General features: G+C 33.7%; 11 protein-coding genes and 1 pseudogene. 2 read left to right on the top strand and 10 right to left on the bottom strand.

The window, feature by feature from the left end; genetic code table 11:
* Positions 1-405 precede the first annotated feature (405 nt).
* The 10 genes from CVS97_RS09195 to CVS97_RS09155 all read right to left on the bottom strand — a co-directional run bounded on the left by CVS97_RS09195 (position 406) and on the right by CVS97_RS09155 (position 8398).
* Positions 406-903: a hypothetical protein gene (locus CVS97_RS09195; protein ID WP_103640778.1), complete on the bottom strand. Its 498-nt coding sequence runs from the start codon at positions 901-903 to the stop codon at positions 406-408.
* A gap of 63 nt (positions 904-966) precedes the next feature.
* Positions 967-1833: a helix-turn-helix transcriptional regulator gene (locus CVS97_RS09190; RefSeq protein ID WP_107785852.1), complete on the bottom strand. Its 867-nt coding sequence runs from the start codon at positions 1831-1833 to the stop codon at positions 967-969.
* A 2-nt stretch (positions 1834-1835) separates the two neighbouring features.
* On the bottom strand, positions 1836-3596 hold the full coding sequence (locus tag CVS97_RS09185; RefSeq protein WP_107785851.1) for a WG repeat-containing protein: 1761 nt from the start codon (positions 3594-3596) through the stop codon (positions 1836-1838).
* A 97-nt stretch (positions 3597-3693) separates the two neighbouring features.
* A complete protein-coding gene (locus CVS97_RS09180) occupies positions 3694-4686 on the bottom strand; it encodes a hypothetical protein (protein ID WP_107785850.1) in 993 nt (330 codons plus the stop codon).
* Positions 4687-4699: 13 nt separating this feature from the next.
* Positions 4700-5281: a hypothetical protein gene (locus CVS97_RS09175; RefSeq protein WP_107785849.1), complete on the bottom strand. Its 582-nt coding sequence runs from the start codon at positions 5279-5281 to the stop codon at positions 4700-4702.
* Positions 5282-5292: 11 nt separating this feature from the next.
* The gene (locus tag CVS97_RS09170; protein ID WP_107785848.1) at positions 5293-6435 is read right to left on the bottom strand and encodes a hypothetical protein; all 1143 of its coding nucleotides are present in this window, start codon (positions 6433-6435) and stop codon (positions 5293-5295) included.
* A gap of 101 nt (positions 6436-6536) precedes the next feature.
* A complete protein-coding gene (locus CVS97_RS09165) occupies positions 6537-6878 on the bottom strand; it encodes a hypothetical protein (protein ID WP_159070911.1) in 342 nt (113 codons plus the stop codon).
* 61 nt (positions 6879-6939) lie between these two features.
* Complete coding sequence (locus CVS97_RS09270) at positions 6940-7077, bottom strand: hypothetical protein (RefSeq protein ID WP_159070910.1); 138 nt, start codon at positions 7075-7077, stop codon at positions 6940-6942.
* Positions 7078-7086: 9 nt separating this feature from the next.
* Positions 7087-7698, bottom strand: coding sequence for a hypothetical protein (locus CVS97_RS09160; RefSeq protein WP_107785846.1), 612 nt, complete (start codon positions 7696-7698; stop codon positions 7087-7089).
* On the bottom strand, positions 7691-8398 hold the full coding sequence (locus tag CVS97_RS09155) for a hypothetical protein (protein ID WP_107785845.1): 708 nt from the start codon (positions 8396-8398) through the stop codon (positions 7691-7693). The genes CVS97_RS09160 and CVS97_RS09155 overlap by 8 nt, the downstream gene beginning before the upstream one ends.
* A gap of 829 nt (positions 8399-9227) precedes the next feature.
* Between CVS97_RS09155 and CVS97_RS09150 the strand changes: the two genes are divergently transcribed.
* Positions 9228-10427: an ATP-binding protein gene (locus CVS97_RS09150; protein WP_107785844.1), complete on the top strand. Its 1200-nt coding sequence runs from the start codon at positions 9228-9230 to the stop codon at positions 10425-10427.
* Positions 10428-10893: 466 nt separating this feature from the next.
* Positions 10894-11118: pseudogene (locus CVS97_RS09145) on the top strand (integrase); the annotation flags it as partial.

Here is an 11118-nt window from a genome sequence, read left to right as displayed (position 1 = left end):
GGAGCCAGTAACTCCAAAAATTCTAAAGGATCTAGTTGAAGAGGTAAATTTTGATCAAGGAGGGGAAGAGTGAGTGTAGTAAACTATTTAAAATGATAGTACTGTAGTATAAAGAGCAAAAATTGATTTATAAATTTAAGGCCATTTAAGATTATAAAATTATGCTTAATTTTATGGATTTTTAATATTTCGCTATATGTTCTTTGATTTATCTTAAATGGATCAATAAACAACGAAAAACACAATCCATAACCAGCTCACTATTCGCATACATATGATATCATCTATTAAAAAGCCATCTTTTATTTCATCTGGGCAAGTCAGACAAAAACACCTCGTTAGGGATTATCCCTAAAACCTTTTAAAGCCTATTACGGAATGCTAAAAATCTTATAAATATAGTCGCTAAACGATATCCAAATTTAAAATATGGCTTAGTCGCCTAAAACAGATCATTAAATCTAGTTTAGCATTTCTATCGAATTTATTATCGCTTAACATATTTATCGATACTAATCTTTTGCATACGTCGTGCACCGTGGCAGCCTCTTGAAGGTCGCGTTCGTTAAAATATTTAACGTATATGTGTAAAATTTTATTGACATCTTTGATTACACCCGTAAAGTCTTCTATCCATTGGGCGTAATAAACCTTTCTCCAATCCTCCGCTTGCTTATCTAGCGAAAGATAAATGTCTTGCATGTATTGTTTGGCGTTTGCGTCCAGAGATACTACCGAAACGTCGGCTTCGTTCAATTTACGCCCTAAGGAATAGACTAGATTAAAAAGAACGCCTCTAGCCATTTCGTATTTAGTGATAGACAGATCTAAATTTAGATCTTCACCGGTACTTTTGAATTCGCTAGCGTTTTTCGAATTTTTACTCGTCAGATTTTCTTTCATAGCTCATTCTCCTAAATTAAGACTATTTTAGGAGATTTTATAAAATATCTGCGACAGGTTATGTCATTTTAAATAATCTCTGAGTAGCTCCTCAAATTTATCTCTCAAATTCTTAGGTTTGAGTATTTTTATAAAAGGCAACCAGTATTTTACGACCCGCAATATCTCGTCATCGTAAGCTACTTCCGTGCTTATAATGATTTTATCCTCATCCTCTTGCACTACTTCGTAGTTTGGCAAAAACTCTTTTCTTTTAAAATACTCCATAGCTTCGTTTTTGATTTCAAGCGTAACCTTAAATTTATCATCCGAAAACCAGTTGGTGTCGTTTTTTTCGATACGTTTTAAAAACTCGGCGTTTGCAGAGAAGGTATCACCCTTTATCTTTATGCGTTTTATTTTAGAGAGAGTGAAGTTTTTTAGTTTGCCCTCGTCGTCTGCTAGCAGATACCATATACCGCTATTGTTTATTAGTTTATACGGGTTTAGTTTGCGCTCTTTACCGCTATATTCACACTCTACGATACGGTTTTTTATTACGGCCGCACTCACGGCTTCAAAGTCGTCTCTTGAAATTTGGATACTTTCGAATCCTTGGTTTTTGATTAGATAGGCCTTGTTTAGCTTCTCATTCAAAACGTCGCTGATAAATCTATCGTCTAGCTCGGGAAATAGCGATCTTGCGCCGATTAGTGCAGCAAAAGCTTTTATATCTTTAAAGCCTAGTTTGCCAAGAGCATAGTCCTCTAGGAAATACTTGCCGTTTTCTTTTCCTATTGGCAAGACGCTAAGTCTCTCAAAATCTCTCAAAATAGTTCTTTTATTTACGTTAAACTCTTCTGCCAGCTCATCTATGCCGAGTCTTGCTCTGTCGTTTAGTTTTATCAAAATTTGAGCGAGTCTAAATGCTATCTTGTCATGAGACTGCATTTTTATCCTTTTAGATAGTCTTTTGGTATCTCAAAATAATATGATTGCGGTAGAATTTTACCGTTAAAGTCGAGTAAATAGCATTTTTCTCTAAATGGATGATGGCTGCTATCGCCTGCTAGCAATACATTATCCCACCATATTAATCTTATGCTATCAAAATCGTGTTCCGATATAATTTCCAAATTATTATTTATCAAATATCTTTTTTTACCGAGTTTAGCATTAAATCCAAAATCTTTTATAGTATCGATCTGATCGTAAATAGCTTCTATAACATCTAAATTTGGAGTTACTATACCTTTTTTACCATTTAGTGAAATTTCTAAATACTTATCTTCTAAACTGCAATAATCACATTTTAAACTTTTTAAAATTTCGCCTTTATCGTTAAAAATAGATAAATCGTTATCTTTTTGTATATAAAAATTTTCTCCAAAAAATTCAACCTTCCCACGATATATATTTTTTAAAATCTCTCCCTTATTATTCATAACGATTTCATTATACTTAGATCTCTCTTTTACGATATACAAATTCCCTTTTTCCTTATAGATATATAAATCATCTAGTACTACTTGATTTAAATTTTTATTTTGATAGCTATATTTTTCATATACACGGCTATCGTAAAGATAAAAATTATGCTCTTTTATTTCATTTAAATTTTTATCCACAAAAGTTACGCTATCTCCTTTTACTAGAGCTATAACATATTTATCATAATTAAAATACGATTCAATAATATCATCAAACTCTATATCTAAAATAAATTTGCCATTGTCATCTATAATTCCGGCCTTTCCGTCTCTTTTGACAATAAAATTTTTCGTATCACGTATGCGATATATTTTTGTAAGTTTAATTGGTATTATTTTATTACCGTTTTTATCCAATACTCCATATTTGTCGTACTTATGTACCACTATAATATTGTCATAAACTCTAATATCATCACAATTTGGAAACATTTTTCTCTTTATTGTATTTTCTTTATAAAAAACTTTTAATTTTTTACTACAATTTAAGAAATCATCTAGAGCTTCTATCATATTTATGGTATGAGGTCGATATTTAAAAACATTTCCCTCTTTATCCATAAGCAATGTTTCATACCCATACAAAAGTTTTAAATAAGAATTTTCGAAATATTCTGTATCTAGATCTAGTATGAAATTTTGCGCTTGTGCAACCTTTTTTCCATTTTTGTCTACGGCCCATCCATCCTCAAATTTTAGTCCATATTTTTCTAAATCATTAGAACAAACCATATCTATTTTTTCATCTTTTTCTAGTTTTTTTTCTATATCTTGAATCTTTCTTTCGTAACTTTCAGTAAAATAATCTAAATCTTGTGCAGCAATCTTTAGCTCATCTAAGCAACCGTAGCAAAAACTAAATAATTGGCTATCTATCGTTTGAGATAATTCATACAACTTAGAACAGACTTTTTTCAATGCCTCTTCTAAATTAAAATCATCAAAGATACTTTGTAAAACATCTACCTCTTGGCTTTCACTTAGTTCATCCGGCAAATCGTTTAATAATTTTGGCAAATAAACTGAACTAAACTGATGCTGTAAAGGCCAACACTTAGAAATTATGGACTCATCTATTTTTTTAAATTTTTTGCTATTTTTTCTAATTTTTTCTAATTTTAAATTATGTATTTCATTAACAAATTCTAAAATATCCTTTATTAGATCCAAATCTTTGGCTCTATATAATGCTTCCCTTATTAGGGCAATACCTTGCGTAGTCATCTCGTCTCCTTTAAAAATTTAGAAGATTATAGAATTTCGGTTTGACAGGTTGTGTCAAATAGAAGAAAATACCGCCCAATTAGGCGGTATCAAATATTTAAAGTTGAGAATTTAAACTCTTAATAACTTCTAAGGATTGCTCAGTAACCCCGCCATTGTCATCTATAATAGGAGTATCAAGGACGGTTTTAACGCTCTTTACCATGCTTACAGCTTTTGCTATCGTTTTTTGCTCGTTTTTATCAAATTTTGAAAAATCCTCGCCTTTGCTTGCTATAATATTTTCCATCTCATAAATAAGCGGGGCCAAGTAGCTATCAAGCTTCATCAAAAGCCTATTAAACATCTGAGCTCTTCTTGATATGGCGTATGTCATTATTTCCATATTTTTTAAGCCTTCGGCTATTGTTTTAGCTTCAGCCAAATTTGCCTTAGCTTCATCGAGTTTTGCACTAGCCTTTGAGTCCGAAACCAATCCCGTCACAAAAAGCAAAGGTGCGGTCGCCAGTGTTCCAAGCACCATAATACCTGCAGTTGCGCCCAATCCGCCGACCGATAACGCTCCACCGCCCAAAAATGCCAAAGTTGCTTTTAAGGCTGCCGCACCGCTTAACATAGCAATTGGAGTACCTGTAGATGCGGTTCCAAATGCGGCTACTGCACTATACGCCCCGAAAGCTATAGCTGCACCAGTCGTTGCACCGCCTCCAACGCCTTGTATAATAGAGCTAGCTAAAATAGACACTTCTTTTATCTCTTTAAATTTGGCTTCATCAGTTATAAATTTATTTAGCTCATCCATACCAACCGAACTTTGAAAATTTACATTTTTTAGCTTTTCAAAAGATGCTATAAATTTAATAACCGTATCATTTAACACATAAGCTTTTTTAAAACCTAGTTTTTCAAGATTATTTGAGCACACGCCTTTGGCTAGCTCCAAACTATCTTTTGAGTTATTTATTATGTAGCTTGCAGCATCATTTAGTTTGTCTGCTTCTTTGCTATTTATCACTGCTTTAACAGTTTTTCCGGCTCCAAAAAGCCCAGCTACACCTACTGCTATCGGCACTATCAATGGTAATGGCATTTTATCTCCTTTATTAAGCTATTTTGCTATCGTTTATAATATTAGCTACCATAGTAGCGACCAAGGCTTCATCTTTTTCTATTTCGTCTTTTACTGCTTTTACCTCTTTGTATGGCTTATTTGTAGTTTCTATCCATTTGCTTTTACTCTCAAGGCAAATAAGCGTTTTAGCGCAGTCTTTTAACTCTTCAACTATATCCTCTTTAATGCCGTATTGTTTTGCAATATCGTCAATAACTACGTTTTCGTCATCGCTGAAATTTCTATCCGCATACGCTAAATTTATGAGCGTCCAGATAATGTTAGCTATTTCTAGCTTACTAAAATTTCCAGCCTCAAAAAGTTTATGAATGGATTGCAAAGGCGTACCGATAAAAATATCTTCATTTGCCCTAATTTCATTTATCTTAAATTTAACAATTACCGCAAGATCATCAAAGCTATCGAATTTAATACCCAATTCAAGTTTATTCGCAAATTCGACAAACCTATCTTTTTCGCCTTGAACGAGCCCTTTATCGCCCATTTTTAAAAACTGCAAGGCTATTGCCAACTGATAAAATTTGTAAAGTTCTTGATTGAACATACCAAACATATTTTCTCCTTTTAAAGATTAAATTTTTCTTCGCTATTCATAAAAGTTTTAAACTCGGCAAACGTTTCAAACTGCGTCTTACTTCCGAGTTTTCTAGTAATCTCGTTTGCCGCAAGTATAACTCCGTTTGCATCATTTAGTCCAAGAGCCCTATCGAGCCCATTAAAGCTCTCGTTAAAAAAGCCAAGGTGTTCGCTAAAATATCTTTCTATGATTTCCTCCATTTCCTTTCTGTAATTTAAAATTTCGCTAAGCAGAAACTCACACTCAGCCTCTATCCTCATGCGCTCTATTCTTTGATTTTTTGCTTCTTTAAGCGAATCCATAACGCCCTGATAAAATATGGAGTTGAGCGTATAGCCTAGCATACCGCCGATCAACGCTCCGACTACCGGAATAGGGATAATTGCCTGAGTTGCAGCCGCAAAGAGCGCGGAATTTGCAAGTCCAGTGCCTTTTTCGCCTAAATTTTGAGCTAGCTGTACCGCATCTATATCGCCTTTAAAATAGCTATAAAAACTCTTTGTAGTTTCGACGCTTACCGTAACTATCATAGAAGGCAGCGAGCTTTTGCCAAGCGTCCTTACGAGCACTTTTTCGTGATTTTGCATAAATGCGCTTATAAACGAGCCGCTAAATGCGGTTGCATATCCAATCATTCCTCCTTTTAGAGTATCGAAGCTAGTATCTTTTAAAGCCTCTTTTAATTCTTTTTCGTCTTTATATACGGCAAATAGATTTTTTACTAATGAGACTGCACCACCTATACCTGCACCAAAAGCAGCTCCTTGTAGGCCAGCTCTATGAGAAATTCCTATCATTTGTTCCCTGGTGTATTTTTCAGGACTTTGTCTAGCCTCAAGAACCTCACCGATGGTTAGCTCTGATTCTGAAATTTTTTCTTTTATGAGCTTATATTTTTCTAGCTGTTTTTTGGCTTTTTCTATAGCTTCAGGGCTTACGCCCTTTTCTTGCATGATTTGGATTTGCTCGGTTAGGTTCTGTATTTTACTATCACACAAGATCTTCACATCAGCAAAATACTCTTTTGGAATTTCTATACTAGAAACCTTATTGCTATATAAATATTTTTCATAGTCAGCCTTGGATAGCGTATCTAGACATCCTTGCGGATTATTTCCCACCATTTTCATCTGTATCGCCTCACTACCGTCTAAAGCAACAATGTCTACAAATTGGTCATTTACTCTACCGATGTCGTCTGTTCTAGTATATCTTGTTTGTTTATTGTTAATTATATTTTCCGCATTTTTTTTGCGACGCTTGAAATTTCAGCCGAATATCCAGCTTGCTGCTTTAAATTTTGCTCCTCAAATTCAGGATTTATTTTGTAGTTTGCTATATCCTTAAGGCTTCTATGCAGAGTCTTGCCCGTAGCATTATCTACGCCATCAAAGGCGACTAGAAATTCTTTAGCAGCCTCTCCGTAACGACCGCTTATTTCGGTGAGTCCGGTGGCTATACCTGCGTTTGTAGGGGTTGATGTGGTTTCATTATTTGTAGATTTTTGGGAGTTTTTGTCGTCATTAACGACATTTGTATCTAGAACCTGTGTTCTAATCTCTTGATCTTTCATCTCCATTTTTCCTAAAATTTTTATTATTTTAATACATTTTAAACAAAGGCTAACTTAAAAATTAGTCGTCCGAATTTGCCTTTTTATAAGCCCTTTTTACGCCCTCTTTCACCGCTGGCAAATAAAGATTTAATGCTAAAAATTTAATGATTTTATACATAGCGTAGCCAAACGATAAATCTAAAACCGTTCTCCACATTTTAGCTCCTTATCCTAGTTTAATTTTTAGCCTTTGAAAGGCTCTTTTGGCTTGTTCGTTTATCTCTTCGCCGTTACTTGTTAAAGTTGCGCAAGAAATAGCGTTTACTACTAGATTATTTAAATTTATAAGCTCCGACAAAAACTGCATTTGGGTATCGTTTAACGAGTTAAAATCGTCGTTTAACGTCGCTATTTCGTTAATAACGGTAAAATTTACAAGCTCATTCGCCTGCGATAAAGTGTGCGTAAAATCCTTTAAAAGCTCTAAATTCGCCTCGCTTGCATTAAAATATAAATAATCCTCTTTAAAAGGTGCCGCTCTAAGCGGCGATACGTTTGCTTTTACGTCTTTTATCTCGGATAATGCTTTTTGAAATTCGAAAAATATTTCAAAGCTTTTACTTTTTTCCGCTTCAAAAGCGTAAAATACTTCTCTGCTCTCTACCGAAAAATTACCCGCGTCGTCTTTTTCAAAGCCTTTTTTTACGAGCTTTTTTATAAATCTTACAGAATCGTCTAGCATATAGAAAAATCTTTGTCTATTTTCGTGGTTTTGTAAATACTTTTTAGCTCCGTAAACTCCTGCGCCGATAACGGCTGCTAGTGCTAACTTATTCATAAATTTCCTCCTTAAAAAATTTCTTATCATAATATCTTTTATATGCGGTTGCCGTATCTTTAAAAATAGTTGCGATCTCCTTCATGTGCGTAGCCATTCTTAACTCTCGTAGCGCTTTTACTAGGCGATTGTTTAGTTCAATCAACTCGATGACTATTTCTTGCTGTTCTTCACTAAATTTATCATAGTCGCTCACTTTCTTGTTATGAGATGCGTCTAGTTTAGATATATTGCTTTCTATCATGTATTCCAGTGCGTAATTAATCATCAAATTTAGGTCGTACAAAATTTGCAAGTCCTCTTTAGTATCTATAAATAGATATAAAAATTCATTAAAATTTTTACCGTCTATCTCATTAAATTTTAAAATCTTCTCGCCACTGATAGACGCGTAAGCAGATTTTAGCTCTGGCAAATTTTCTATACCAGATAGTTTTTCTTGCAAGATTTTTAAAGATATGAAAAGACGATTAATGGTTTCATTAAATTTATAACCTTTGTCCATAGCTTTGCCAACTAAAGAATTATCGTCGGTAAAGCTTTTAAAATTCATTTCGTGCTTGTCTTTTATATCTGGATCTTTGGCGTCACTTTGAATTTGATCACCTAGAGATAAGTGCGTATCAAATTTATCAATGTATTTTTTAAGTCCGTATCCGGTAGCTGCCAACGCTACTCCACCTATAATATATCTTAGCATTTTTGTTCCTTTGATTTAAATACGACGGAAATTTAGCATATGGTAGCGACAGGTTATGTCACACAGGTAGTATCTGGGCAATTAACTCATTCCCATATCACCACCAGCCCAGATATCTTTGATATCCTTCCTTTTTATCTTACTTGAGTCTATTTTTATATCTTCGGGAATACGACTTAATACATGCTTTCTAGCGACTTCTTCAAATTCTCTAGTTGTGTCACAATTTCTCTTGAATAAATGTCTGATTCTTGGATTCTTTCTGCAAGTTTGTTAACTGTATTTGTACATTCTCTAATTCTTGAGATAAAGAGTTTGTGTTGTTTGTTAATTGCGTTTGCAACTTGGCTAATTTGTCGTTTAACGAATCGTATTCCATTATATGCGCATTGGGTCTAAAAACGGTATAGCTGGTGTGGCTACCATATTAAGCTCATGCAAAAAACAAAAATGCTGAGATATTTGGGCGAGTATATGAACTAGGAGACAATCTTTTTTCACATATATGCTTTCACGAATAGGCTCTTGAAGTTTTCAAAAACCTACAAAAACTGGCAACTCACTAAATTCTAAAGGATCTAGTTAAAGAGATAAATTTTTTATCAATGAGAAAAAGGTGGGTATTAAAAGTAATACTTTAATATTAGGGAACTTAAATTTTAAAAAGAACCCAATAGCACTATTAGTAAGGTTGCTTTCTTCCATAAAAAATGTATATAGTCATTTGTAATAAAATGTGCTTTTACTTAAAAAAATAATCTTATCTGTATTTTATTACATATATTTTTATGATATAATTGTATTGCATTACATAATAAAGGGATATGCTATGCTAGATCAACTTTTTTTAAAGAGCAATGACCTTATAAGGTTAAATAACCATAAATTTAAAAGATATTTTATAGACTCCAAAGACTTATCTCATAGGCTTATCGTTATCCTGGGACAAAGAGGGATAGGTAAAACAACTACGTTAGCTCAACTTGCCAGTAAAAACAAAGATAGTCTTTACCTAAGCCTAGATGACATAGAGATATCAAATGATATAACCTCAATCATAAGAGAATTTGTATTAAATGGCGGAAAACATCTATATCTGGATGAAATTCATAAGAGTAAAGATATATCTGCTGTATTAAAATTTGCCTATGATAATTTTAAAGAGTTAAATATAGTAGCTACTGGTTCATCTGCTCTTGAAGTACTAAAAAGCTCTCATGATCTAAGCAGAAGAGCGATCGTATATAAGATGAACGGCATGAGTTTTAGGGAGTATCTAGGGCTAAGGTATGGTATAAATTTAGAAGCGGTTGAGCTTAAAGATTTGCTCGCAAGCCATCAGGAGATGGCTGTTGATATCATTAATACTTTAAAACAAAAAGATCTAGCAGTTATTAAGCTTTTTAGAGAGTATCTAAAGGTGGGTTACTATCCGTACTATAATGATATGCCAAATGATACCGCCTTTTATCAGACCCTTAAACAAAGTATAGAAGCTACGATAGATAGCGATCTTTTAAGTATATATCCAAATTTAAACGGCAATACGGCAAGAAAGCTAAAGATATTAACTCATGCTATAAGCACGAACGTCCCATATCAGCCAAACTACTCGAGCCTAAAATCGCTTGTTGATATAAGAGACGATAGAACCCTAAAAGAGTATCTTGCTATGCTTGATAGTGCCGGGCTTATAAGGCTTTTAATGAAAAATGAGCTAGCTATAAAAAATATGGATAAGGCGGATAAAATTTACATTGAAAATACAAATTTAATGTATATAAATAGCCCTGATATAGGAAATGTGAGAGAGACATTTTTTGCCAATCAGCTTGGAAATATCACTGAAATTTACTCGGGCAAAGGTGGCGACTTTATGATTGGTAATAAATTTATCTTTGAAGTAGGCGGAGCAAAAAAGAGCTTTGAGCAGATAAAAGATATGCCAGATTCATTTATAGCAGCAGATGATATTGGAGTAGGGGTTGGAAGCAAGATACCATTATGGCTGTTTGGGTTTTTGTATTAATACTATCATGGTCATATGAGTCTTGTAAAGTTTGTATATATTGGTATTATGTTCCTAAATATTAAAGGATAAAAGACTAGTGTGTGACAAGAAAAGAGCAAATATATTGCCGTAATGCTAGCAATCAAAAAGATATAGACTCTTGGTGATACTTGACCTTACACTTTGCTGATGGTTGTCTTGCCTACCTCCCCAAACTATCATGACCTGACTTTATATTCTACTCTTTGGCTTCTACTATATTTGATTGTTGTTTTATTTGCTCTTCCCCAAAGCCCCTTATCAAGTCCTTGATCATATAGTTCTTATTTTGTTATTTTTTAGCAAGCCAAACGATATATGATCATTTACTAGATAGATCTTTTTTGGCTTATTAGGATTAAAATAAACCTTGCGTAAGCACCAAAAGACGCTACGCAGCTAGTTTTATACCAAATATCTGACTCATATAGCAGCTTACTCCGGCATGAGACTAAATGAGATAATTCAGCTAAACACAGATGACATAGTCGAAAAATATAACATAGTATGCTTTAGTTTAAATACAAAAATAGATGTAAAAACTGGTAAGAGCAAGACTTTAAAGACTAGAAACTCTGCTAGGATAGTGCCTATCCACTCTAAGCTAAATAGCATTGGGCTATTTGAATTTATAGAGAATAAAAAGAAGCTAGCTAGGAAATGTGGCAAA

The organism is Campylobacter concisus, assembly GCF_003049735.1.
GTDB classification, from domain to species: domain Bacteria; phylum Campylobacterota; class Campylobacteria; order Campylobacterales; family Campylobacteraceae; genus Campylobacter_A; species Campylobacter_A concisus_AN.
Note: the sequence above shows the minus strand (reverse complement) of the source record. Positions and strands in the feature narration are given on the sequence as shown.